The following is a 21,715-nucleotide window of genomic DNA, read 5'->3' as shown; positions in this document are numbered from 1 at the left end:
TTTTTAAGAAACGTCCAAACCTTTGAATTAGTGAGAACGTAGAGACATGGCCGAAGCTATCGATAACAATTTGTTCGCCCGCTTTAGTGGGTTTTCGCGGCAGCCGGCGACCCGCCAGTTAGCTTTGCTCGTAGGTCTCGCCGCGAGTATCGCGATGGCCATGGGTCTGGTGCAGTGGGTGGTGGAACCTAACTACAAGCCTCTTTACGGCACCATGGCACCGGAAGATACCAATGACGTCATCGCTTCGCTCGAGGCCAACGGTATGGACTATCGTATGGATCAGCGAAGCGGCATGGTTGCCGTGCCGGCGGGCGATGTTCATCGTGCTCGCTTACTGCTTGCCAGCGATGGATACCCACGGGGCGAAGGGGTCGGTTTTGAGAGTCTCTATCGTGAACAGGAAATCGGGCTGTCCAGCTTTATGGAGCAGGCTCGCTATCATCGTGCCCTTGAATCTGAGCTCGCACGTACCATAGGCGCCATGGACAGTGTGCGTGGCGCGAGGGTGCATTTGGCGATGGCCAAGCAATCGGCATTTCTCAGGCAGCGGGAGCAGCCAGCCGCGTCGGTGATGCTCAATCTGTATGCCGGTCGGGCGCTGAATGAGCGTCAGCTTGCCGGTATCGTGCACCTGGTCGCTTCAAGTGTTCCCAACCTTGATTCGGAGCAGGTGTCCGTTGTGGATCAGCAGGGCAAGCTGTTGTCCGGTCAGGGAACCGACGATGAGTTTGGTTTTACCCAGGATCAGTTCCGTTTCACGCGGCAACTTGAATCAGACCTGAGTGGTCGGATTGTGGATATTCTAGAGCCCATCCTCGGTGCCAATGCCGTACGTGCCCAAGTGGCTGCTGACCTGGACTTTACGCGGGTTGAGCGCACTCTCGAAACTTATGCTCCAGAGACTCATGTACGCAGTGAGCAAACGTCTGAAGAAACAACGAATCAGCGCTACGCTGGAGGCGTGCCGGGTACCTTGTCCAACGAACCTCCTATCGATACCACAGTTACAGCGGTTCAGGGTCAGCCTACGGCCAACGGGGTGGTGCAGACTAACTTGCCACTCGGCGGTGTTCTCCCGCCAGAGCGTACAAGCACTCGATCAACGATCAATTATGAGATGGACAAGACCATCAGTCATGTTCGCGAGACGCCAGGAGCGCTTCAGAAGCTGTCTATCGCGGTAGTGCTGGATTACATTGAATCCACAGCGGATGATGGCACGACCAGTCGCGTGCCCATGCCGCAGGAGCGCATAGACGAGGTCACATCTCTGGTACGAGAGGCCGTTGGCTTTGATGCGACGCGCGGAGACACGGTGAGCGTAATTAGCGCCTCCTTTGTAGAAGCCCCAGCGATTGAAGATGCAGTGATAGAGACATCGCTGATGGAGCAGGACTGGATCTGGCAGCTCGCGAAAGGGTTGTTGGTGCTTGTTGTGCTCTTAACACTTGTGTTTGTCGTCGTCCGTCCGCTCGTGAAGTTCGCGGCCGTGCCTGTGCCCATGATGCAGGCCCCGCAGAATCTCCAGGGGCCAGGGCAGCAGCAAGTGGCGGCCCTTGGGGGCGGAGCTATGGCGGATGATCAGGTAACCTTAGGCGGTCAGGGGCAGGTAGGTTTGCCTGGCGCAGCGGGAGCTGCTGGCGGCGCTGGGGGGTACCAGCAGCAATTGCAGATGGCGCGATCGGTGGCCGCAGGGGAGCCGGATCGAGCCGCTCAAGTCGTAAGAGGTTGGGTAGCAGACGATGGCTGAAGCAGGTCCAAAGCTTAGCGGTGCACAACGCGCCGCGATATTTTTGCTCGGCGTGGGGGAGGAATCCGCCGCGTCGATCATGCGTCATATGGAGCCCCGAGAAGTTCAACGCGTGGGCGAAGCGATGACGTCCCTCGTCGGAGTGTCTGATGATCAATTGACCGAGGTGCTGGGAGAGTTCAACACCAAGGCAGGTTCTATCAACCCATTGGGATTGGGCGCCTCGGACTTTGCCAAGCGCGTTATGGTGCAAGCCCTAGGTGAAGACAAAGCCAACAGCATGCTCGCTAAAGTCATGCCGGGAAAAGCGAAGACTCGCGGGATCGAAGCACTTAAGTGGATGGATCCAGCAAGTGTCGCGGCGATTATCAGCGAAGAGCATCCACAGATTATGGCTATCGTGCTCGCGTCGCTGGACGAAGAGCAGGCAGCTGATGTGCTGTCGGAGCTGCCTAAAGAGCTGCACTCCGATTTGATGCTGCGTATCGCCAAGCTCGAAATGATAGATCCCGCTGCGATGGAAGAACTGGATAAAGTTCTGGAAAAGCAGCTTGGGAGAGCGTCCAAGACGCCACCGCGTGCGGTCAATGGCCTAACCAGCGCTGCAGCGATCATGAACAATGTGGACGCGGATATGGAAGTGTCCGTGATGGAAGCCTTGCGCGAGAGCGACGCTGACACCACAGACAAGATTGCCGAGCTCATGTTTGTCTTTGACGATTTGATGGACTTAGACGATCGCGGTATGCAGCGTCTTATTCGGGAAATTTCAGTAGATACATTGGTAGTCGCGCTCAAAGGCGTGGACGATCAGTTGCAGGAGAAGTTCTTTGGCAACATGTCGTCAAGAGCGGCCGACATGCTCCGAGAGGATCTCGACGCAAAAGGGCCGATGAAGCTCACCGAAGTGGAAAGCGCCCAGAAAGAAATTCTCGCCAGCGCCAAACAGCTTGCGGACGAAGGTGAACTCATGATCGGTAAGGGCGGTGATGATTTTGTCTGATCCTCAAGAGGCCCAAGCAAGTTGGGCGCCGTCGGTTCCCGACGCTTTCCCGCAACAGGTTTCCAAAACGCGAGCTGTAGCGAGTGCTGCACAGCAATCAGAAACCCGTGATATCGAAGCGGAGCGAAAGAAGGGCTACGACGCTGGCTTCGCTGAAGGGCTGGCCGCAGGCAACGCCAAAGCCAGCGGGCAGGTGGCCCAGCTACAGGCTCTTCTCGATGCCATGGCTGCGCCTTTTCAGGAGAGTGAAGCGGTTCTGTTGCGAGAGCTCTTGTCCCTCACCGAGAGAATAGCGAGGGCGGTCATACGTCGTGAGCTGGATTCGGGGGCTGATATTGAACGGGTGTTGGCGGATGCGCTATCGGCGTTAGGTTCTGTATCCATGCCGGTGACCTTGACGCTTAATCCTCTGGATGCAGCCTTGTGCCGGGATCAGGGAATGCTGCCCAACGAACGTTTTGTGGTGCAGGAAAACCCGAGCCTGGCTCGAGGCGGGCTGCAGTTGGCCGCCGGTCATAGCTTTGTTGATGCCAGCGTTGAGACACGTATTGAGTCCGCATTGGCTGAGTTGCGCGGTGAAGCAGGATTGCCGGAGGACGATATTTTAGAATCAGACCTACCCGTTGGCGCTGGCAGCGCTGATACGGGCGGACAAGCTTAAGCACGTGAGCAGCGCGCAGAATATACGCGACGCGCAAATGCAACGTTTGGGTCAGCGCCTCGCAACACTGAGCAGTCATGTTGACGCACCCGATCTTCAATGCGAGGGGCGGCTCATGCGCATGGTGGGTATGAAGCTGGAAGCCGAGGGCTGCGATGGAGCTATCGGCGAACGCTGTCGAGTCATAAGCGATAGCGCCGTAGTCGACACTGAAATTGTCGGTTTTGCTGATGGCCGCCTGGTGCTCATGCCCGAGGGTGACGTGTCCGGACTGCAGCTCGGCGCCAGAGTCGTGCCTTTGGGCGCGCGCGCGATTGTCGCGGTGGATGAGCAATTGTTTGGCCGGGTTATCGACGGTGCTGGGCACTTTCTTGATGATGGCCCGGCTCCCCATTGCAGTCACAGCGTGGCACTTCGTGCCAAACCACTGAATCCTTTGGAGCGCCGGCCTATCCGAGAGCCGCTTGATGTGGGTGTGCGCGCAATCAATGGTCTTCTTACGATGGGGAAGGGACAGCGTCTGGGTTTGTTCGCCGGTAGTGGTGTTGGGAAGAGTACGCTGCTGGGCATGATGACGAGACACACGGAAGCTGACGTTATTGTGGTTGGTCTCGTGGGTGAGCGAGGCCGCGAAGTTCGGGAGTTCATCGAAGACATTTTGGGACCCGAAGGTCTTGCGAGAGCGATTGTGGTTGCGACTCCGGCGGATTATCCACCGCTAATGCGTGTGCATGGCGCCTGGAGAGCGACGGCCATCGCGGAGCATTTTCGCGATCAGGGTCGCGATGTTTTACTGCTAATGGATTCGTTGACACGCTTTGCTCAGGCGCAGCGGGAAATCGGGTTGGCGGTGGGGGAGCCTCCCGTATCCAAGGGCTATCCGCCCTCGGTGTTTTCGCTACTACCTAATCTTGTCGAGCGTGCAGGAAACGGCCGAGTCGGATCCATCACCGCGGTGTATACGGTGTTGGTCGAGGGGGATGACCATAACGATCCGATAGCCGACGCAGCTCGCGCTATTTTGGATGGACACATAGTCTTGTCTCGCAGCGTAGCAGACTCGGGATTGTTTCCAGCCATTGACCTTGAGGCGTCCGTTAGTCGCGCCATGCCCGGCATTACCGACGAGAACCAACAAGAGTTAGCGCGGGCCCTTAAAGAGCTATACTCGGTCTATCGGCAAAATAAGGATCTTATTTCCATCGGAGCCTATGAGCATGGCAGCGACCCCAAGATTGACCAGGCGCTGCGCGCCCATGAGCCTTTGAGGCAACTTGTGCGACAAGCGGAGCAACAAAAAGTCTCCATGACACAAAGCGTTAATGACCTTGTGAACACCGCTCGTTATCTGAGTGGTTCCGTCCAAGCTAACTCCAATGCTATGGCCTCCTGATGGAGTTGGATAAACTCGACAAGGTAGCACTAGTTGCCAAGACCGAAGAGAATCGCGCCGCGGGAACTCTCCAGCGTAGCCAGCAGGCTCACGATCAGTCCTCTGCCAAGCTGTCTCAGCTGGAGCAGTTCAAGCAAGAATATGAGCTGCGTCTCCAGGCGATGGCCAGCTCGGGTATGGATGCTCGGCAGTTAGTGGACTACCGACGCTTTCTTCACAATCTCAACGACGCCATCAGTCTTCAGGGCCAGGAAAACAGTCGTACTCAGGTTGAGCTGGAGTCCAATAGAGAAAACCTGGTTGATAGGACCCTGCGACGTTCAAGCGTTGATGAGCTCATTAGTCGGGGACGTTTGGACTTGCTTCGCGCGGGCGATAAAGAAGAGCAAAAACACAGCGACGAAGTGAGTCTGCAGCGATTTGACGGGAACGGCTGATTTGGCACAGCGCTTGCTGTTACACGGGTAATAGTGATCTTGTACTGAAAGAGGCCGTCATGGCAGAGAGTTTGAATTCGCCATTGTTAAGTGTTGCATCGCTGGAGTCCTCCGGCGCAAAAATCGCAAAAAACACCAATTCTGAGGCTAACTTCGGCCAAAGCGACGACTTCTCTCGTGTTTTGGATAAGCAGCAGGGTCGCAGCCGAAAGCCAGATCAGCCCGCCGAGGCGTCTTATCAGACGCGAAATAACGGTAGCTCGGTGGATAAAAGCTCCGGCAATGGCTTGCCGCAGGAAGGGAATCAGGCTGCCGACGTGGCAAACCTTGATGAGGCATCTACCGGGCAATCTGCGGACGGATCTGACGCTGCCGGAACTGATAGCGATGCAGACAGCGGTGCAGCAGCTGCGCAGGCGGGCGAGGGAAGTGCCGCGGATGAGTCGTCGTTGACGGACGCTGACGGCGCTGCGCTGCTGCGAGATCTGTTACCGAAGAATCCGGTGGAGGCTCCCAAAGCTTCTAATTCATCTAGCGGATTAGTCAGCGATGCTTCCAGTAAACTTGAGAGCTCCTCTTTAACGCTGCTTAGTCCAGCAAAGGGATCATCTAGCTTAACTTCGAACGTGCCGTCGGCTTCGGACAGTTCAGCGAATGAGACTGTTACGGGCAAGACCTCCCCCGATGCTCAAAACCTCGCTGCTCTGACGGTAGAGGGATCAAAGGCGATTAAGGCTTCGGCGCTATCGACTCAGGCAGGCACTGCTGTACCCACTGCTGAAGTAGGGATCAGTCAAAGCGGTCTGCAGAGCTCTGACGTATCACAGCTTCAGAAATTACCCAGCGGTCTTGATACAGCGCAGACATCAGGAGCATCTGCAGCAGAAGGGCAAAAGCTTAGTTCCGTTCAAACTGACGCCAGCGCATTAAAGGCGACAACCGCCGACTGGCTCCGCGCCAATATGGACTCTCAGTCAGCGAACCAGCGAGCAGTTGATGTTCAGCTGGACGGCGCAAACGAGCTGGCGCGTACTACCGCTTCGATGCCCAGAGGTGATGCAGTGGCTGCCGCCCCAGCTGCGGCGTCGCCAGTAGTGGGTATGGCTCCCAGCGCGGCTGCTGCCAGCCCCAGTGCGGCCGCCGCCGCTACCATGCCTGAGTATTCTCTTGCTCGAGCGCCGGATGACGCGGAGTTTCCGGGAGAGCTTACTGCACGTATGAAAACTCTGGTGCGCGATGGGGTGCGTGAGGCGCGATTGCAGCTCCACCCTGCGGAGCTTGGACGACTTCAGGTTACCGTGACCACCGAGGGTGACCAGACCAAGGTGGCCTTCACGGCAGAAACCAGCGCCGCGCGAGATGCGATCGAGCAATCGCTACCCAGGCTTCGGGAGATGCTCGAGCAGAGTGGTCTGCAACTAGCGAACGCCGACGTGGGCGAGCAGGGGCTGCAAGGCGAAGCCGGGCAAGGTCAGGCTAACGCCATTGCGGATTCAGAAGGCACAACGGAGCTTGATGAATCAGATTCTTCTCTGTTGGTCGCGTCTACGGGGAACAGCTCGCGGATTGATACCTACATTTAGGTAGTCATTTAGGTAGTCATTTAGGTAGTCGTTTAGACAGTCATCTAGATAGCCATCTAGAGAGTTATCGCCCATCTTATTGATCGCCGCGCAACGCGGCGGTCTCCTGGAATTGTTTTTATCCGGACGTATTCGTTCTACCATCCTTCCCGGGTGATTGATTAGGGGCTAGCGCCCACGTTTGTATGCTGACGCATTCGAATAAAGATGCGTCAAAATACTGGCGATCACCATTCAACAGAATCTATAACATATTGTTTTTAATGTGGAAATTTCCACTGGTATGGCAATTGCTCTGTCCTTCTCGTGTATGTGTGCACGGTGGGACGCGCAAGCCGATGACACGGGAGAAGGCTAATGGCCGGTAAAGACAACTTGAATCTGGGCGGCGACGCGGTCGAGGTCGAAGAAAAATCAGGCGGCAAGGGCAAATTAATCATCATTCTTGTGGCAGTCGTAGTGCTGTTGGGTGGTGGCGCTGGTGCATTTTTCTTTTTGTCTGGCGGTGACAGTGCCGAAGGTGAGGAAGCCGTTGAAGAGGTCGTCGAAGAGGCGCCCAAGGTCCCCCTGTATTTGGATATGGAAAAGCTGTTGGTCAATCTGGAGCACGGTGGTCGTACGCGGTACGTACAAGCCGAAATGCAGTTGATGGCTTACAAGCAAGAGGCCGTTGACCAGGCGACGAGAGATATGCCGGCTATTCGAGATGCCTTGATTACCTTGTTTAGTCAGCAGGACTTTGCGGCACTGAAGACGATCGAAGGAAAAGACAAGTTGCGTGCCGATGCCTTAATCGCGGTGAACAAGTCCCTGGGACTGGCTCCTGCCGACGGGATCCAGAAAATTTACTTCGAGAACTTTGTGTTGCAATGATCATGGAGCGGGAATGGCCAGTGATGACGTCTTAACAGAAGGTGAGATCGATGCGCTCATGGAAAGCGTTGACGAGAACACCTCGGCAGATGACTCTGCTGACGATGGCCAGTTCCGCCGCTTTGATTTCTCGGCGCGGGAGCAATCGCTCCTGCGCGAATTTGTTGCCCTGGGTCCGCTCATCGAACGTCATGCGGATATGCTGGGCACAGCCCTCGAAAATAGTTTCTCCATTGATTTTCTGGTTCGCGCAGAGACACCAGAACTAGTCACCGTTGCGGATGCCATTGCATCCCTTGAACCCAGTGTTGCTGTTACTACAACAAGCCTTTCGCCCCTTGCGGGTCCGGTTTTTTGTATCTCGCCATCTGGTCTTTTGTCCTTTGCCGTTAACGCCTACTTTGGCGGGGGCGGAGCGCCCCAGGAAAACACAAGGACGAGTCTAACGCCCACAGAACTTCGACTGGCGGAGCGAATTGCTGAGTTTCAGATCGCCAGTATCGTCGAATCCTGGCGCGAGAAACTGCCGCTGGAAGCAGGTGAGCTGGGAACGATGGGAGTGCCTGATCGTCTCGAGATGCTCCCTTCGTCCGATATCTTGCTGAGTCTGGTTTTTTCTCTCAGCGTTGGTGAGTTTTCCAGCAGTGTCAATTTGCTCCTTCCTTTCGCGTCTTTGGAGCCCTACCGCGCTCGTTTTGCACCACCGCGTAAAAAAGATGAGCCCAGCGATGGTCAAAGCTGGGAGCCCTTCTTTCGTCGCGAGTTGCCAGGCATCGAGCTGGATCTCGCGGGGGTACTCGCCACTCAATCGATCGCTTTGTCGGATTTACTCGAGTTGGAGGCCGGTGCCGTGATTCCGCTGAAGTCCACGGAAGAAGTGATCCTGAAGATTGAAAACGTGACTCTTGCAGAAGGGCGCTATGGAAGTTTCGACGGCAAGAAAGCCGTTCAAGTACAAACACTCGCCAGTTCGTTGCTGCCGGCAACCAACTAGGTTTTGGAGAAGATTATGAGTGACGAACAAACAAACGACGCAGTAGCCGCAGAGCCTCCCGAAGAGCTCCAGGGCGGTGCGGCCCCGACGGCCAGCGTCGGCGGAAAAATTGATCTCGACCTCCTTATGGACGTGCAAGTTACTTTGTCCGTAGAGATCGGTCGCGCACGCTTACCCATAAAGGATTTGCTGGCACTGAATCAAGGATCCATCGTCAGCCTCGATCGCGGAGTCAGTGAGCATTTGGATCTCATGGTCAACGGTACGCTCATTGCGCGCGGTGAGGTGGTGGAATCCTCTGGGCAGTTTGGTCTGAGACTCATAGACGTTGTGAGCCCATCGGAGCGTCTAAAAAAGCTCAAATGAATATTCTTCGCTCCAAGCTTTTTGCTCCTCTCGCATTGTCGCTGTCTTCCAACGCCCATGCGCAGGTGCCTGCGTCGGACGCCGCAGCGGGTGCGCCAACGGAACTGTTCAGTGCCGGATACCTGTTTCAGGTTTTAGGATCACTGGTGCTGGTGTTTGTCTGCTTGTTCGCCGTCGTTTACTTCCTGAAACGGTTCAACGGCGTCAGCGTCGGAAGTGCATCTGCTCTTCGCGTGATTGGCAGCGCAAGCGTTGGCCAGCGAGAAAAGGTCGTATTGATCGAAGTGGGTGGTGAGCAGCTTTTGATTGGTGTTGCTCCCGGCTCTGTCCGAACCCTCCATGTGCTGCCAGAGCCCCTGGTGGACACCAGTGCTCAAGAATCGGGCGCCCCGGATTTTGCGGCCGTGCTCCGTGCGGCTAACCCCTTGGGAAGCCGCTCATGAACTCACCCTTCATGAAGGTATCATTTATCAACGCGTTCAAAAGAAAGGCTTCGGGCGGCTTTGCTCTAGCAGTATTGCTTTTGTTCCTGCCAGAGCTTTCCTGGGCGCAGACGGGTATTCCGTTGGTTTCGGTGCAGCCTAGCGCAGCAGGTGGCAGTGATTACTCTATGAGCCTGCAGATCTTGCTGCTCATGACTTTGCTGACTTTGATTCCTGCGGCATTGATCACCATGACCTCGTTTACACGCATCCTGATTGTGCTGGCAATTTTGCGCCAGGCCTTGGGTACCGCACAGACGCCGTCGAACCAGATCATTTTGGGCTTATCGCTGTTTTTGAGTTTGTTCATCATGGCGCCGGTATTTGAGATTGCCTGGGCTACGGCACTGCAGCCCTACATGAACGAAACCGTCGGATTTACTGAAGCGTTGGACGCGGCAAAGATTCCCTTTCGCGAATTCATGTTCGGACAGACTCGCGAAACAGACTTAATGTTGTTCGCTGAGCTTGGTGGCTATCAGCCGTTTGCGACGCAAGATGACGTTCCCATGGTGGTACTCCTGCCGTCATTTCTTACCAGCGAGCTAAAAACGGCTTTCCAGATTGGCTTTCTGATGTTCGTGCCATTCCTGATTATTGATCTGGTGGTCGCCGCGGTGTTGATGTCCATGGGCATGATGATGCTCTCTCCAATGCTGATCTCCCTGCCATTCAAGCTCATGCTGTTTGTGCTTATCGATGGGTGGTCGCTTATCGCCGCTACCCTCGTAACCAGCTTCACGGTGTAGGAGCAGGCTATGGGACCCGAAGCAGTACTCGCCGTAGGACAGGACGCTTTGTGGCTAGCGGTACTTCTTGCTGGCCCGCTGCTATTGTCGGCACTCGCGGTGGGTTTGCTCATCGGTATCTTTCAGGCCGCTACGCAGATTCAGGAAATGACCCTGAGTTTCATTCCTAAGCTGTTGGCTTTGGTAGTCGCATTGTTTGTTGCGGGCCCCTGGATGTTGCAGGTGGTCGTGACATTCTCGAGACGCCTGTTTATGGAAATCCCATCCCTGCTGGGGTGAATCCTATGGTGTTCACACCTGATGAACTGATCCTGCTGTTCCACACTTACTTGTGGCCCTTCTTGCGTGTGTCGGCAATGCTGCTCGCCGCGCCAATCTTTAGTTACGCGTCCATCACCATCAGAGTTCGAATTTTGTTAGGGGTGACCGTTGCTGCATTGGTGGCTCCATTGTTACCCGCCACGCCGGTAGTCGAGCCATTGTCCGCGGTGGGATTGGTGCTCGCGGTGCGCGAAGTTGCCATTGGTCTGGTGATGGGCTTTGTTATGCAGCTGGTATTTGCGGCGGTAGTTGTCGCTGGACACAGTGTGGCCATGAGTATGGGTCTCGGTTTCGCAATGTCCATTGATCCACAAAACGGTGTGCAGGTGCCGGTAGTGAGCCAGCTCAATGTCGTACTGGCAACATTGTTGTTTCTGGCGATTGATGGCCACCTCATGTTGATCAGCGCCGTCGTCGAAAGCTTTGCGCTGATTCCTGTGGGAAGCGGGTTTTCTCCTCTGGGAATGTTCGCAAATGTCGCAGCACTGGGCAGTCAACTGTTTGCCAGTGCGTTGCTACTGGCGCTGCCCACGTTAACCGCCATTTTGATGATTAACGTCGCCTTTGGCGTTATCACCCGGGCCGCTCCTCAGCTGAATATTTTTGCTGTGGGTTTTCCCGTCACGATTGTTGCCGGTTTCGTTTTCATGTTGCTGGCGCTCCCCATGTTCCTGTCTACCCTCCAGCGTTTTTTGAGTCTTGGACTCGAACAAACGCTGTTGGTGCTGGGCTGACAGGGGGAGCGCGCTATGGCTGAAGAACAGACCGGACAAGAACGTACAGAACCGCCTACAGAGCGCCGCAAAGAAGAGGCGCGAAAAAAGGGCCAGGTACCCCGATCCCGAGAGCTCAACACCATGCTCTCGCTGCTTATTACCGGCGTCGGCCTGTGGATTTTGGGTGGCGGTCTCATCGACGGTCTTTTTGCGGTGACCACCAATGGCTTTAGTGTTGATCGCGCGGCAGCTTTTGATGCAGAACAGCTGCCGGTGCACTTCATGCACATGGCAGTTTCTGCTTTGCTCACCTTGGCGCCGTTGTTTGCCGTAACCGTTGTTGCAGCACTCGCGGGTCCACTCATCATGGGTGGCTGGTCTTTCAGTCTTCAAGCCATGGCTTTTAAGCTTGAAAAACTGGATCCCGTAAAAGGCCTCGGCAGGGTGTTTTCCGTAAAGGGACTGCTGGAGCTGGTAAAAGCTCTATTGAAGTTCCTTATGCTCATGACCGTCGCCTATTTTCTGATTATGGCTTTTGAGCACGAGATTCTGACGCTCAGTGCTTTAACGCCCGGAGAGGCCAGCAGTCGCGTTGTTGTGATGCTGGTTACTTCACTGATTATTCTGAGCGCCGCCATGGTGCTTATCGTGATGTTTGATGTGCCTTTCGAACTCTGGAACTTCAACAAGCAGCTGCGCATGACACGCCAGGAAGTTCGCGACGAGATGAAAGAGACCGACGGTCGTCCGGAAGTGAAACAGCGCATTCGTGCCCTGCAGCGTGAGGTCTCCCAGCGGCGCATGATGGAAGACGTGCCTACGGCCGATGTTGTCATCACAAACCCGACCCATTACTCCGTTGCTTTGTCCTACGCCGACAGTGGTGGCGCGCCGAAGGTCGTGGCTAAAGGTCGTGACTTGATTGCACTGCAGATTCGAAGCATCGCCAACGAGCACGACGTTCCCCTTTATGAAGCGCCGCCTCTTGCACGGGCCTTGTACGGCAGTACCGAAATTGGCGACGAAATCCCCAATGACTTGTACCTGGCCGTTGCACGCGTACTGGCCTATTTGTTCCAGCTACGACGCTCCAGACCGACGGACTACGTGCCCCGTCCTCTGGATTTAGAAGTACCCGACAATTACGAGCACCTGATGGATAAGGAGCCTAATGATGGCGACGACTAATACGCTACCGGGTGCGGCCCAGGGCCCCATGGGTCTGATGTCCGGCATCGGCACGCCGCTGGTGATGATGCTGCTCTTGTCGATGATCGTATTGCCGTTGCCGCCGGTGATTCTGGATGTACTCTTCACCTTCAATATAGCGCTGGCAATTATTGTTCTCCTCGCCGCTGTTTACGCCGGTCGGCCCCTTGAGTTTGCGGTTTTCCCCACGGTTCTGCTGATTTCTACTCTTCTACGTTTGGGGCTCAATGTGGCGTCGACGCGAGTGGTGTTGCTTGAGGGACATACCGGTACCGGCGCGGCCGGTAGTGTCATCGAGGCCTTCGGTGATTTTGTTGTAGGCGGCAGCTACGCCGTGGGACTGGTGCTCTTCACCATTCTCGTTGTCATCAACTTCGTCGTGGTGACCAAGGGTGCTGGGCGAATCTCTGAGGTCACGGCGCGTTTTACCTTGGATGCCATGCCCGGTAAACAGATGGCAATTGATGCTGACTTGAATGCCGGACTGATTACACAGGACGAAGCTTTGCGCCGACGTGAAGAAGTGGGCAGCGAGGCTGACTTCTACGGGGCGATGGATGGCGCGAGTAAGTTTGTCCGCGGCGATGCGGTCGCTGGTATTTTGATTCTGTTTATCAATATTCTTGGCGGTTTTGCGATCGGTACCTTGCAGCATGACCTGACCGCCGCTCAAGCCGCGGAAAACTACGTGTTGTTAACGATTGGTGATGGGTTGGTCGCGCAAATACCGTCGATGCTCCTGTCGACGGCCGCGGCGATCATCGTGACTCGGATGTCCGGAACCGCCGACATGGGTGCAGAGGTGGTTTCGCAGCTGACAGACAACCCGCGGATTCTCTTTGTGGCGGCATCGATCATCGGCATCATCGGCCTTGTTCCTGGCATGCCTAATACTGTTTTTCTGGGTATCGCAGGTGTTCTAGGGGCCATAGGCTATCTAAAAGCACAGCCAGCGCCTGAGGCGACATTGGAACCCGAAGTTACGGACGAGCCGAAGCCTGCCGAGGCTAAGGACCTGAGCTGGGATGATGTCGCCCAGGTCGACGAGATTGGTTTAGAAGTGGGGTATCGGCTGATCTCGCTGGTCGACAAAAACCAGGGCGGCGATCTTCTCAGTCGTATTAAGGGTGTACGTAAAAAACTCTCGCAGGAACTGGGTTTCCTTGTGCATTCAGTGCACATTCGCGACAACCTGGACTTGTCGCCGAACAACTATCGAATAAGTCTGCATGATGTGATCGCCGGCGAGGGAGAGGTATTCCCTGGCCGGGAGCTGGCGATTAACCCCGGTCAAGTGTTTGGCGAACTCGACGGTGTTGCAACAAAAGATCCCACCTTTGGCTTGGATGCTGTGTGGATTGATGCATCCCAGCGCGATGAAGCTCAAACCATGGGATACACGGTGGTCGACAGCAGCACGGTGATAGCCACGCACCTGAGTCAGATTCTCAAGAATCAGGCGCACGAACTCATCGGCCAGGATGGAGTGCAGCAGCTCCTGGACAAGCTGTCGAAGTCATCGCCGAAGCTGGTTGAGAGTTTGGTGCCCGGTGTCATGAGCCTCTCGGAGGTTACCCGCGTGGTTCACAACCTCTTGGAGGAGGGGATTCCTGTTCGGGATATGCGGACCATCGCGGAAGCGCTGTCAGATCATGGTGGAAAGGGTCAGGATTCTGACGCTTTAACCGCCAGAGTTCGCATCGCTCTGGGACCTGCAATCTTTCAAACCGTCAACGGAACGGCGCGCGAAATGCCGGTTATGGTGCTTGATTCCCAGTTGGAACAGATATTGCTGTCTTCAGTAGAGGGGTCTCCCGGTGGGTTGGAGCCTTCGTTAATGGACGCGGTGATTCAGCAGGTTATTCAGGCTTCGGGCAAGCTGGAAACGGACGGCCATAATCCGGTGTTACTGGTAGCGAGCAATATTCGATTGTTCCTGTCGAGGCTGCTCAAGGGGCGCATGAGTAACTTCTACATACTGGCTTACGAAGAAGTCCCGCCGACTAAGTCCATTCGCGTTGTTGCCACGATTGGCAGCAACCCAGGGAACAGCCCTGGAAACAATCCGGGCGGGAGCCCGGGAACAGAACGTGGTCAGATGGGTGGCGCTGCCGCCGGCGCAGTTAGCGCTGCGGCCTGATGAGCGCCGCAGCCCTACACCAGCAGAGGTAAAGATAAATGAGAGTTGAACGCTACGTAGCAAGAGATAGCCGCAGTGCCATGGCACAAGTGCGCGCAGAACTCGGCGCTGATGCACTGATCCTTGCCAATCGCCGAGTGGCGGGACAGGTTGAAATCACGGCTGCTATCGATGTTGAGCACGCTGTCGCCAACGCAGTGCCTAAGCGAAGATCTGCCTCCGAGCCGGAGCGCAGACCTACGCCAGCCGCGAGTCCTACCAACGAGATTCAGCTGAAAGCGTTGGAGAATGAGTTGGAGCGTCTTCGCAATATTTTGGATAAGGAGCTGGGTGGAAGAAAATGGCAGGAGACAGGTAAAGGGCCCGCGCAGAAATCCGTATTGCGCCAGCGTTTGCTGCGCATGGGGTTATCGCGAACACTTGCTGGAGAACTCCTTGATCGCCTTCCACGCACGGAGCGCCTGGATGTAGCCTGGCGCCAAATTGTCACAACCCTTGGGGATCGACTTCAGATCTCAGAAGCTGAAACTATCCCGGGAGAGCTGACAGCGGTCTATGGCGGTACCGGTGTAGGTAAAACCAGCACGATTGCTCGCTTGGCAGGAGAGGATATCCAGCGCATAGGGTCTAACCGCGTGGGATTGGTAACGCTCGATAGTTACCGTGTAGGCGCGCAAGAACAGCTGGCAAGCTTTGCTGATGCTTTGGGTGTACCTTTGTTTGTCGCTGATGATCGGCAAAGTCTGTCTTTGGCATTGAAGAAGATGCAGGGACGTAAGATCTACATCGATACCGCGGGAATGAGTCAGCATGACGCTCGCCTGAGGCGGCAATACGAACTGGTTCGAGGCTTTGGCAAAACGGTCAGGCATGTCCTGGTGCTTGCTGCGTCTGCGCAAGCATCACAATGTCGAGCTTTGGCCGCAAACTTTGCGCCTCGGGCACTCAGCGGTGCTATCATTTCGAAGGTGGACGAGGCTCAGAGTCTCGGCGGTGTTTTGGATGTTGTTATCAGTGCTAGATTACCGCTGTTAGGTTTTAGCGACGGTCAACGGATTCCGGAAGACCTGCATTATGCAGACGGTCTTGAGCTTGTGCGTAGAGCCGTACAACTTGCGGATGTTGATCCGGCTGTGCCGGCTAGGCAGCTGCGTGTCGCTAGTTAGCGACCCGCACGAGAGCCGCCGGACCGAAAAAATAATGACCGCCAGTGTTCTCAACATAGAGTACGCAGAGTGTGCAGAGTACGCAGAGTGTGTAGAGTGTAGTAATGAACAGGAAACAGCAATGACAGGTGCAGCACCCGTAAATGTAATTGCTGTCACCAGTGGCAAGGGCGGGGTCGGTAAGACCAACGTCGCCGTCAATCTTGCGGTGAGTTTAGCGGAGAGCGGGCAAGAGGTTCTCCTTTTCGACGCCGATTTAGGTCTCGCTAACGTGGATATCGCCTTGGGCCTTAAGCCTGAATACGACATCCAGCACGTGATCAAAGGGGAGCGCACGCTGGACGAGATCCTCATAGACGGTCCGTCTGGTATTCGCGTTATTCCAGCTTCATCGGGTGTCGCTCGCATGGCGGCACTCTCGCCAACAGAGCAGGCGGGTCTCGTACGGGCGTTTAGTGAACTGGCCGTGCCTGTGGACACACTCATTGTGGATACCGGAGCCGGTATCGACAATACGGTTCTAACCTTTACCGCAGCATGTCAGGAATTGATCGTGGTGATTTGCGATGAGCCCACGTCCCTCACCGATGGCTATGCACTGGTTAAGGTGCTCAACCAGCACTGCAACGTAAAACGTTTTCAGATTCTGGCCAATATGGTGGATAACGATCTTCAGGGGCGTCAGCTCTTTGAGAAGCTCTGTAGCGTCACGGATCGATTCCTGGATGTACATCTGGGCTACCTTGGTGCTATCCCCAGAGATGATTATCTTCGGCGCGCTATTCGATCGCAGCAAGCTGTGGTCTCAGCCTACCCTCGGTCAGACTCCGCACAGGCCCTCCGGGCGATGAGTGATCGGGTGAAAGCGCTGCCGACTAGTCGTTCAGCGGGTGGACTGGGCTTTTTTGTAGAGCGTCTGATCGAATACCGCAGCGGCAGCGTCTGAGCTAAGAGTGAGTCGAGTGTGAGCCGAGCGTCGGCCTACGCAGAATCTGAGGCGCCTAGTGCAGATGCGATGGTGCGTGAGTTTCTGCCGCTCGTTAAAAAAATTGGTCTGCGTCTTGCCGCTAAGCTACCCGCTGAGATTGAGCTTGATGATCTAATGCAGGTTGGCTTAATTGGATTGCTCCGAGCCCGAGATAGCTACGATGCATCTCAAGGTGCGAGCTTCGCCACTTATGCGGGTATCCGCGTCAAAGGCGCTATGCTCGACGAGATACGTACCCACGACTGGTTGCCGCGCTCGGTGCAATCTCAGCTGCGTCAGGTGTCAGAGGCAATAGATCGAGCGGATATGCGCCTGGGGCGGCCATCGCAGGACGCCGACATTGCCGCAGAGCTTGAAATGCCTTTGGAGGAGTATCAGCAGCTGTCAGGCCAGCTCGCCTGCGCTAGGATGACACACATCGAGGATAGCGTTGAGGCAGAGACCGCCTTACTCAATACTGAGAACCCCTTTGAAGAAGTCAGATCCGAGGGTTTTCGAGAGGCGTTGGCAGAATCTGTGACACAGCTGCCAGAGAAAGAACGTTTGATGATGTCTTTGTATTACGCTGAGAACCTGAACTTGAAGGAGATTGGCGCGGTGTTGGGTGTATCTGAATCACGGGTTTCTCAACTGCATGGTCAAGCGCTGGCGCGATTGCGCGTCACGCTTTCACACTGGCGCGAATAGGGGGCCAGAAATTGGCAAAGAAACCAGCCAAGTCAGCTAAGAAGAAAGGTAAACCCGCAGGGGTAAGCTTCGATTTCTTGACCCTCATCGGCGTCACCATGGCGGTGGGTGCGATTCTGGGTGGTAACTGGCTCGAAGGCGGGCACATCTCGGCGCTCATGCAGCTGACCGCCTTTATGATTGTTATGGGCGGCACGCTCGGCGCGGTATTGGTCCAGACCAGACTTGGAGACTTTCTAGCAGCTTTACGGCGGCTTGGCTGGGTATTGCTGCCTCCCGCCTACAATCGCTCTGCGTTATTGACTAAAGCTATCGACTGGAGCAAGGCGGCACGTCGAGAGGGTCTTCTAGGTCTCGAGTCTGCGGTGGGTAAGGAACAGGATCCACTTACTCAGAAAGGTCTTCAGTTACTTGTCGACGGCTTAGAGCCCGAAGTGATTCGAACGATCATGGATGTCGAGATCGATAACGCGCTTGCGCAAGATGTTCGCGCTGCAAAGGTTTATGAAGCCATGGGCGGCTATTCTCCAACCATCGGCATCATCGGCGCTGTACTGGGGCTTATCGATGTCATGAACAATTTGTCGGATCCTACGCAGCTTGGAGCGGGAATCGCTGTCGCCTTCGTAGCCACGATCTACGGGGTTGGATTTGCAAACCTTTTCTATCTGCCCATTGCTAATAAGCTGCGGGCGATCTCCGGAGACCAGATGCAGTACTACGAAATGGTCGTCGATGGGATTGCGATGATTGCCGATGGTGATAACCCGCAGGCCATTCAGAGTAAGCTCGAAGGGTATCTCGACTAACCATGGCCAGACGCAAGCCGCCAGAGAGTATCGATAATCACGAACGCTGGCTGGTGTCCTATGCGGATTTTATTACGCTTCTATTTGCGTTCTTCGTGGTGATGTACTCGACCTCTGCGGTGAATGTCGGTGACTTTCGTGTTTTGTCGGACTCTATCGTGCAGGCCTTCGGGCTGCCGGGGGTGTCCTATGACCCAAGTCGGCCGGATGGCGACGGTACCTTGTCTTCGCGGCTTGGTATTCCCATGGCACGGGATATTGATGAGCCCTCTGGAATACCCCTAAAGTCTGCGGGAAATACAGATGAATTGACTGCGGCGGCTGGGGACGTGTCATCCGGCGAAGAAATCGCTGGGGTGGAAATGGCCCTGCAATCCTCGGTCGGGGACCTCATCGCTCCGGATCGATTCGCCGTGACGGGGAACGACAAGTGGCTCGAGATCAAAATTCCCGCGCGCATGTTGTTTCCCTCGGGCTCTCGCTCGCTCCTGGCAAGCTCTATACCGATGCTCCAACGCCTGGCTGACACGCTCATAGGTTTGCCTAACGAGGTGGTGGTGCAAGGGCATACTGATGATCAACCGATTCGCAACGGTCAGTTTCCTTCAAATTGGGAGCTGTCGACTTCGCGGGCAGCGGCTGTGGCGCGAGTATTTGAAGAGGAAGGAGTCGACCCTTCACGACTCAGCGCAGTGGGTTTTGGTCCGAATCGGCCCATTGCAGACAACGCCAGCGAGGAAGGGCAAGCGGAAAATCGCCGGGTCGTTGTTTTGGTGCGCAGCTCCCTGTTAACTCAGGTAGTAGGCGATGGCTGATCCGTCTGGACCTGGCCCCGTGACCGGCGTTTCGGGGACACCGCCTCTGCGAAGGCTTCGTCGTAGTGGCGAACGCAAGACGCGTCGGCGCCAGCAACGAGAATCAGAAAACGGTAACGGTAAAGACGAAACGCCAAAGGATCAGGGTAGCCGCAAGGGGCGATTTTTAGACGAGCGCTGTTAGGTTCCGTCTTCCTCGCCGGGATTATCTGATAGAAGCGCTCCCTGCTTTTGCACAACGTGCTGAATAAGCTGTTCCTGTGCTTGCAGGTCGTCATCAAAGTCAACGCGAATCCAGTAAGGCATGGTGGCTGAGTCAAGACGCTCCTCACTGCTCACAACGGTGCCAGCTATAGATAGAGTCACCTGCGACGGCTTCAGGATAATACTGAGCTGCAGTCTAGTTCCAGGCTCCAGAGTATGGCGTCCCTCAAAAGCGATGCCGCAACCGCTAAGATTGACCATGCTACTGTCGTAGGAATGCACGCCCTCCTCTTCATACTCGAGAGACTGCGCTGCGATCACTGATACCTTCCGATTGAGCAGGCCGAGAGCTTGGGCCACCATCGGGTGTTCGCGCCATACCGCATTAATGCTTTTGTTTAGTTCTCTATCCAGCTCGGCCAGGAGTGAGCCGGTGCTAATTTCGAGGCCACCGGTGTCTTCACTGGTTTGTTGTCCGTCTGGAGCGTCGGGAATAACTTCGTAACGCAAAAGGACCACATCGTTGATGCGATAGTACTTTCGTCTTTCTACGATATTGGCTTGCGGTTCAGTCATAGCTTTACTCTATTCCCAGAATATCCAGAGCGTCCGGGTTGATGTCACGGATACTCTTCAGTTCTGACTCTTCTGCGTCCTCGATGCCCTGCCTAATAACGATTTCTACACGTCGATTTGACGCGCGTCCCTCTACGGTGTCGTTAAAGGTGAAGGGGCGTGTGTCAGCGAATCCTACCACCATCATACGATCGTCTTTGAGTAGGCCTTCGCGTAGGAGTTCGTGCGTCACTGATAACGCGCGACTTGATGAAAGCCCCCAGTTGGATTCATAGCGTCCACCACGAAGAGGCGTGCTGTCCGTGTGACCCTCAATGGAGATGGTTCCTGGGATTTCCGTGAGCGCATCACGAATGCGTTCCATGACGGGTACAAAGTCTGTGTTGAGCGTCGCTGAACCAGAGGGGAAAGAGCCTTGCTCGCGAATTCGTACAGTAATTGTTCGCCCGTCTGACTCCACATCGACCTTGCCGGTTTGTACTTCGTCTTCGAGCATGTCCTGCAGCTTCTCCGCATCTGCGGATGTTTCAGCGAGCAGGGCGGTAATCTTTTGCTGAAGGAGTTCCTCGGCCTCGATATCTTCCATTTCACCTTCGCCGACGCGTAGGGATGGATCTGTTGTCTGGTCGGTAACTTGTTGGATTGTTTCGACGATGGAGTCATCTGTTTGACCGGGACTGAACTCTGTCGCAACCACGCTGGTACCCATAGGAATGCTGTCGAGCTCGAACTGATTCTGTACGCCAAAGGCGACCTTCATTGATCCCGCGATCTGTTTAAACTTTTCTACGTCCATTTCGGAGAAAGACAGCAGCAGGACAAAGAAGCACATAAGCAGTGACATCAGGTCTGCAAAGGTTGCCATCCATGCTGGTGTTCCCGGTGGCCCTTCGTCTTCACCCATCATTGCTTATTCCTCGGTACCGCGCTTTTCGGGCTCTAGGTAAGCTTTCAGCATTGACTCGATGATGCGCGGGTTTTGTCCTTCCTGAATAGCGAGGACCCCGTCGATGCACATTGAGCGAATCCGCAATTCGTCGGTTTTGCGCAGCGTGAGTTTGTCGGCGATGGGCATCGCTACCATGTTTGCCAGCATCGCACCGTAGAGAGTGGTGAGCAGTGCGACGGCCATGGCAGGTCCAATGGACTTGGGGTCTGACATGTTCGAGAGCATCTGTACCAGACCGATGAGGGTTCCGATCATGCCCATGGCGGGGGCCACGTCTGCCGTAGCGCTAAAAACCTTTGCTCCCCAGGTGTGACGCTCAATCGTTTGCTGCATGTCCTTACTTAAGACGGTGCTTACGACTTCACGGCTGTTGCCATCGATGAGCATCTTTACGCCCTCGTCCAGAAACTCGTTGTCGATTTCCTGATTCTCGAGGGCCAGCATGCCTTCCTTTCGTGCAATGTTCGCCAGTTCGACGATTTTCTCGATGAGCTCTTCGGGGTCAGAAGATTTGTTGACGAAAGCGGTGAGGGCGACCTTGAATGCGCCAAAAAACTGGCCCATGGAGAACTTGATCATGACCACCATCGTCGTACCACCTAGCACGATGAGAATGGATGGCACGTTGATAAACACCAGCGCCGAGCCGCCGGTCAGTATGGCGGCCAAGACAATACCTATTGCCCCGACCATACCAAGTAGTGTCGCCAGATCCATTTCAGTCCTCGGTAAAGATCGTTGTCAAAGTAGCCGCTAAAGTATACACAGGGTATGTAAAGATAGCGGCACTCTAGCAATTATCTAAAGCAACATGTTCCGCCGGTGCTTTGGCACGTGGTGA

24 protein-coding genes are annotated in these 21,715 nt (G+C 55.2%); 21 read left to right on the top strand and 3 right to left on the bottom strand.

Features of this window, described 5'->3' with window-relative positions:
- Window positions 1–46 precede the first annotated feature (46 nt).
- The 21 genes from fliF to R0137_RS15465 all read left to right on the top strand — a co-directional run bounded on the left by fliF (window position 47) and on the right by R0137_RS15465 (window position 19,329).
- On the top strand, window positions 47–1,753 hold the full coding sequence (gene fliF / locus R0137_RS15565; RefSeq protein WP_407327317.1) for a flagellar basal-body MS-ring/collar protein FliF: 1,707 nt from the start codon (window positions 47–49) through the stop codon (window positions 1,751–1,753).
- Complete coding sequence (fliG, locus tag R0137_RS15560) at window positions 1,746–2,756, top strand: flagellar motor switch protein FliG (protein WP_407327316.1); 1,011 nt, start codon at window positions 1,746–1,748, stop codon at window positions 2,754–2,756. The genes fliF and fliG overlap by 8 nt, the downstream gene beginning before the upstream one ends.
- On the top strand, window positions 2,743–3,417 hold the full coding sequence (locus R0137_RS15555) for a FliH/SctL family protein (RefSeq protein ID WP_407327315.1): 675 nt from the start codon (window positions 2,743–2,745) through the stop codon (window positions 3,415–3,417). The genes fliG and R0137_RS15555 overlap by 14 nt, the downstream gene beginning before the upstream one ends.
- A gap of 4 nt (window positions 3,418–3,421) precedes the next feature.
- Entirely contained in the window at window positions 3,422–4,810 is a 1,389-nt protein-coding gene (locus R0137_RS15550) for a FliI/YscN family ATPase (RefSeq protein ID WP_407327314.1), read from the top strand.
- Window positions 4,810–5,247 carry a flagellar export protein FliJ gene (fliJ, locus tag R0137_RS15545; protein WP_407327313.1) on the top strand — a complete coding sequence of 146 codons (438 nt, stop codon included), beginning with the start codon at window positions 4,810–4,812 and terminating at the stop codon, window positions 5,245–5,247. Before R0137_RS15550 ends, fliJ begins: the two co-directional genes overlap by 1 nt.
- A gap of 59 nt (window positions 5,248–5,306) precedes the next feature.
- Window positions 5,307–6,830: a flagellar hook-length control protein FliK gene (locus R0137_RS15540; RefSeq protein ID WP_407327312.1), complete on the top strand. Its 1,524-nt coding sequence runs from the start codon at window positions 5,307–5,309 to the stop codon at window positions 6,828–6,830.
- A gap of 357 nt (window positions 6,831–7,187) precedes the next feature.
- On the top strand, window positions 7,188–7,703 hold the full coding sequence (gene fliL / locus R0137_RS15535) for a flagellar basal body-associated protein FliL (protein ID WP_407327311.1): 516 nt from the start codon (window positions 7,188–7,190) through the stop codon (window positions 7,701–7,703).
- Between the two features lie 13 nt (window positions 7,704–7,716).
- Window positions 7,717–8,697, top strand: a complete 981-nt coding sequence (locus R0137_RS15530; protein WP_407327310.1) for a flagellar motor switch protein FliM — start codon at window positions 7,717–7,719, stop codon at window positions 8,695–8,697.
- Window positions 8,698–8,712: 15 nt separating this feature from the next.
- A complete protein-coding gene (gene fliN, locus R0137_RS15525) occupies window positions 8,713–9,063 on the top strand; it encodes a flagellar motor switch protein FliN (protein ID WP_407327309.1) in 351 nt (116 codons plus the stop codon).
- Window positions 9,060–9,506 (top strand): flagellar biosynthetic protein FliO, encoded by a 447-nt coding sequence (gene fliO, locus R0137_RS15520; protein WP_407327308.1) that lies wholly within the window; start codon window positions 9,060–9,062, stop codon window positions 9,504–9,506. Before fliN ends, fliO begins: the two co-directional genes overlap by 4 nt.
- Window positions 9,507–9,517: 11 nt before the next feature.
- Window positions 9,518–10,294, top strand: coding sequence for a flagellar type III secretion system pore protein FliP (gene fliP, locus R0137_RS15515; protein WP_407330033.1), 777 nt, complete (start codon window positions 9,518–9,520; stop codon window positions 10,292–10,294).
- 9 nt (window positions 10,295–10,303) lie between these two features.
- Window positions 10,304–10,573, top strand: a complete 270-nt coding sequence (fliQ, locus tag R0137_RS15510; protein ID WP_405268585.1) for a flagellar biosynthesis protein FliQ — start codon at window positions 10,304–10,306, stop codon at window positions 10,571–10,573.
- A gap of 5 nt (window positions 10,574–10,578) precedes the next feature.
- On the top strand, window positions 10,579–11,349 hold the full coding sequence (gene fliR, locus R0137_RS15505; protein WP_407327307.1) for a flagellar biosynthetic protein FliR: 771 nt from the start codon (window positions 10,579–10,581) through the stop codon (window positions 11,347–11,349).
- A gap of 15 nt (window positions 11,350–11,364) precedes the next feature.
- Window positions 11,365–12,519 carry a flagellar biosynthesis protein FlhB gene (gene flhB, locus R0137_RS15500; RefSeq protein WP_407327306.1) on the top strand — a complete coding sequence of 385 codons (1,155 nt, stop codon included), beginning with the start codon at window positions 11,365–11,367 and terminating at the stop codon, window positions 12,517–12,519.
- Window positions 12,503–14,680, top strand: coding sequence for a flagellar biosynthesis protein FlhA (gene flhA / locus R0137_RS15495; protein WP_407327305.1), 2,178 nt, complete (start codon window positions 12,503–12,505; stop codon window positions 14,678–14,680). The genes flhB and flhA overlap by 17 nt, the downstream gene beginning before the upstream one ends.
- Before the next feature lie 38 nt (window positions 14,681–14,718).
- Entirely contained in the window at window positions 14,719–15,846 is a 1,128-nt protein-coding gene (gene flhF, locus R0137_RS15490) for a flagellar biosynthesis protein FlhF (protein WP_407327304.1), read from the top strand.
- Window positions 15,847–15,967: 121 nt separating this feature from the next.
- Window positions 15,968–16,792: a MinD/ParA family protein gene (locus tag R0137_RS15485; RefSeq protein ID WP_407327303.1), complete on the top strand. Its 825-nt coding sequence runs from the start codon at window positions 15,968–15,970 to the stop codon at window positions 16,790–16,792.
- A gap of 18 nt (window positions 16,793–16,810) precedes the next feature.
- Window positions 16,811–17,521, top strand: a complete 711-nt coding sequence (locus R0137_RS15480) for an RNA polymerase sigma factor FliA (protein WP_407327302.1) — start codon at window positions 16,811–16,813, stop codon at window positions 17,519–17,521.
- Between the two features lie 11 nt (window positions 17,522–17,532).
- Window positions 17,533–18,330 (top strand): flagellar motor protein, encoded by a 798-nt coding sequence (locus R0137_RS15475; RefSeq protein WP_407327301.1) that lies wholly within the window; start codon window positions 17,533–17,535, stop codon window positions 18,328–18,330.
- Window positions 18,331–18,332: 2 nt separating this feature from the next.
- Complete coding sequence (locus R0137_RS15470) at window positions 18,333–19,145, top strand: flagellar motor protein MotB (RefSeq protein ID WP_407327300.1); 813 nt, start codon at window positions 18,333–18,335, stop codon at window positions 19,143–19,145.
- Window positions 19,138–19,329: a hypothetical protein gene (locus R0137_RS15465; protein ID WP_407327299.1), complete on the top strand. Its 192-nt coding sequence runs from the start codon at window positions 19,138–19,140 to the stop codon at window positions 19,327–19,329. Before R0137_RS15470 ends, R0137_RS15465 begins: the two co-directional genes overlap by 8 nt.
- On the opposite strand, the gene R0137_RS15460 is transcribed toward R0137_RS15465, so the two are convergent.
- Genes R0137_RS15460 through pomA form a run of 3 tightly spaced genes read right to left on the bottom strand, consistent with a single transcriptional unit; the run spans window position 19,326 to window position 21,591 of the window.
- Window positions 19,326–19,925: a PilZ domain-containing protein gene (locus R0137_RS15460; protein WP_407327298.1), complete on the bottom strand. Its 600-nt coding sequence runs from the start codon at window positions 19,923–19,925 to the stop codon at window positions 19,326–19,328. The two genes, R0137_RS15465 and R0137_RS15460, sit on opposite strands and share 4 nt — an antisense overlap.
- Before the next feature lie 4 nt (window positions 19,926–19,929).
- The gene (locus R0137_RS15455; RefSeq protein WP_407327297.1) at window positions 19,930–20,832 is read right to left on the bottom strand and encodes a flagellar motor protein MotB; all 903 of its coding nucleotides are present in this window, start codon (window positions 20,830–20,832) and stop codon (window positions 19,930–19,932) included.
- 3 nt (window positions 20,833–20,835) lie between these two features.
- The gene (gene pomA, locus R0137_RS15450; protein ID WP_407327296.1) at window positions 20,836–21,591 is read right to left on the bottom strand and encodes a flagellar motor protein PomA; all 756 of its coding nucleotides are present in this window, start codon (window positions 21,589–21,591) and stop codon (window positions 20,836–20,838) included.
- Window positions 21,592–21,715: the final 124 nt, after the last annotated feature.

This window comes from Congregibacter brevis, from assembly GCF_045689245.1.
Lineage (GTDB): Bacteria > Pseudomonadota > Gammaproteobacteria > Pseudomonadales > Halieaceae > Congregibacter > Congregibacter brevis.
Note: the sequence above shows the minus strand (reverse complement) of the source record. Positions and strands in the feature narration are given on the sequence as shown.

Excerpts from the sequence above, each read along its gene's own strand:
- fliF (WP_407327317.1), top strand. The coding sequence starts at position 47 with ATGGCCGAAGCTATCGATAACAATTTGTTCGCCCGCTTTAGTGGGTTT.
- fliG (WP_407327316.1), top strand. The coding sequence starts at position 1,746 with ATGGCTGAAGCAGGTCCAAAGCTTAGCGGTGCACAACGCGCCGCGATA.
- R0137_RS15555 (WP_407327315.1), top strand. The coding sequence starts at position 2,743 with ATGATTTTGTCTGATCCTCAAGAGGCCCAAGCAAGTTGGGCGCCGTCG.
- fliJ (WP_407327313.1), top strand. The coding sequence starts at position 4,810 with ATGGAGTTGGATAAACTCGACAAGGTAGCACTAGTTGCCAAGACCGAA.
- R0137_RS15540 (WP_407327312.1), top strand. The coding sequence starts at position 5,307 with ATGGCAGAGAGTTTGAATTCGCCATTGTTAAGTGTTGCATCGCTGGAG.
- fliL (WP_407327311.1), top strand. The coding sequence starts at position 7,188 with ATGGCCGGTAAAGACAACTTGAATCTGGGCGGCGACGCGGTCGAGGTC.
- R0137_RS15530 (WP_407327310.1), top strand. The coding sequence starts at position 7,717 with ATGGCCAGTGATGACGTCTTAACAGAAGGTGAGATCGATGCGCTCATG.
- fliN (WP_407327309.1), top strand. The coding sequence starts at position 8,713 with ATGAGTGACGAACAAACAAACGACGCAGTAGCCGCAGAGCCTCCCGAA.
- fliO (WP_407327308.1), top strand. The coding sequence starts at position 9,060 with ATGAATATTCTTCGCTCCAAGCTTTTTGCTCCTCTCGCATTGTCGCTG.
- fliP (WP_407330033.1), top strand. The coding sequence starts at position 9,518 with ATGAAGGTATCATTTATCAACGCGTTCAAAAGAAAGGCTTCGGGCGGC.
- fliQ (WP_405268585.1), top strand. The coding sequence starts at position 10,304 with ATGGGACCCGAAGCAGTACTCGCCGTAGGACAGGACGCTTTGTGGCTA.
- fliR (WP_407327307.1), top strand. The coding sequence starts at position 10,579 with ATGGTGTTCACACCTGATGAACTGATCCTGCTGTTCCACACTTACTTG.
- flhB (WP_407327306.1), top strand. The coding sequence starts at position 11,365 with ATGGCTGAAGAACAGACCGGACAAGAACGTACAGAACCGCCTACAGAG.
- flhA (WP_407327305.1), top strand. The coding sequence starts at position 12,503 with ATGATGGCGACGACTAATACGCTACCGGGTGCGGCCCAGGGCCCCATG.
- flhF (WP_407327304.1), top strand. The coding sequence starts at position 14,719 with ATGAGAGTTGAACGCTACGTAGCAAGAGATAGCCGCAGTGCCATGGCA.
- R0137_RS15485 (WP_407327303.1), top strand. The coding sequence starts at position 15,968 with ATGACAGGTGCAGCACCCGTAAATGTAATTGCTGTCACCAGTGGCAAG.
- R0137_RS15470 (WP_407327300.1), top strand. The coding sequence starts at position 18,333 with ATGGCCAGACGCAAGCCGCCAGAGAGTATCGATAATCACGAACGCTGG.
- R0137_RS15465 (WP_407327299.1), top strand. The coding sequence starts at position 19,138 with ATGGCTGATCCGTCTGGACCTGGCCCCGTGACCGGCGTTTCGGGGACA.
- R0137_RS15460 (WP_407327298.1), bottom strand. The coding sequence starts at position 19,925 with ATGACTGAACCGCAAGCCAATATCGTAGAAAGACGAAAGTACTATCGC.
- R0137_RS15455 (WP_407327297.1), bottom strand. The coding sequence starts at position 20,832 with ATGATGGGTGAAGACGAAGGGCCACCGGGAACACCAGCATGGATGGCA.
- pomA (WP_407327296.1), bottom strand. The coding sequence starts at position 21,591 with ATGGATCTGGCGACACTACTTGGTATGGTCGGGGCAATAGGTATTGTC.